At 37.0% G+C, this 1,039-nt stretch carries 2 protein-coding genes; both read left to right on the top strand.

Translation table 11 applies throughout. The annotated features are described in order from the left end of the window. Positions 1–90 precede the first annotated feature (90 nt). The gene (locus tag CK510_RS30755; RefSeq protein WP_095725170.1) at positions 91–606 is read left to right on the top strand and encodes a DUF456 domain-containing protein; all 516 of its coding nucleotides are present in this window, start codon (positions 91–93) and stop codon (positions 604–606) included. 45 nt (positions 607–651) lie between these two features. Next, entirely contained in the window at positions 652–921 is a 270-nt protein-coding gene (locus tag CK510_RS30750; RefSeq protein WP_095725169.1) for a hypothetical protein, read from the top strand. Positions 922–1,039: the final 118 nt, after the last annotated feature.

Raw genomic sequence — 1,039 nt, 5'->3', positions numbered from 1 at the left:
AGCTAAGGTAGTTATATAGATATCTTACAGACAGATATTGATTGCGATCGCTTAACTCCCAATTCCTAACTCCAAACCCCAAACTTAAAAATGCAAATCATCTACTGGTCACTTATCATCCTGATGATATTTGGTATTATTGGTGCTGTAGTTCCCGCACTACCTGGAAGCAGCTTAATTTTAATTGGCATTATTATTTGGGGTTTAGTCCAAAAATCCTTTGCAGCAATTAGCATACCTTTAATAGTTACCTCCATCGTTTTAATACTGAGTATCGGTATTGATTTTCTTGCTGGTTACATTGGTGCAAAAAAAGCTGGTGCAAGTAAATGGGGACAAATAGGTGCATTTGTCGGATTAATAGTCGGATTTTTCGGTTTATTACCCACGCTTCCATTTGGTGGACCATTATTAGGAATGTTGCTTGGTCCCTTACTTGGGGCAATCATCGGTGAATATCTGTATTGTAAGAACTTGCAAACAGCAGTAAAAGCAGGTATCGGTATTGTCGTTGGTAGTTTAATTGGTAATTTACTTCAAGGATTATTAGCGTTAGCAGCAGTGACTGTCTTTATTTTCTCCACTTGGGGACAAGTATTTGGTTAATATTTAAATACAGTTTGCAATTGAGAAAACTGTAGGGGCAAACGGTTGTTTGCCCTAATTTTATTTTATCCAAACGAAACAAACCCTAAAAACCAGGTTTCTCCCCCACAATCAAACCCCAAATCCCACGAAACAAACCCTAAAAACAAGGTTTCTCCCCCACAATTAAACCCCAAAACACGAAATAATTTACCGCTTCATCAAACCTCTGGTGACGAGAGAAACCGGGTTTCTATTGGTGTTGCTTCAAGAATTGTCATACTTGCTTTGAGAGAAACCCGGTTTCTTAAGGGTTTATTGAGACTTGAAGATTGATAGACAAAAAAATGGGGTAGAAAAGAGTCCTAACTACTGCAATTAGTAACTCTAACCTACCCAATATTGTACAAACGAGAAGGATTATTTTTGTAATGAAAAAATTAAAAAATTAGAT

This window comes from Brunnivagina elsteri CCALA 953, assembly GCF_002289455.1.
Classification (GTDB): Bacteria; Cyanobacteriota; Cyanobacteriia; order Cyanobacteriales; family Nostocaceae; genus Brunnivagina; species Brunnivagina elsteri.
Note: the sequence above shows the minus strand (reverse complement) of the source record. Positions and strands in the feature narration are given on the sequence as shown.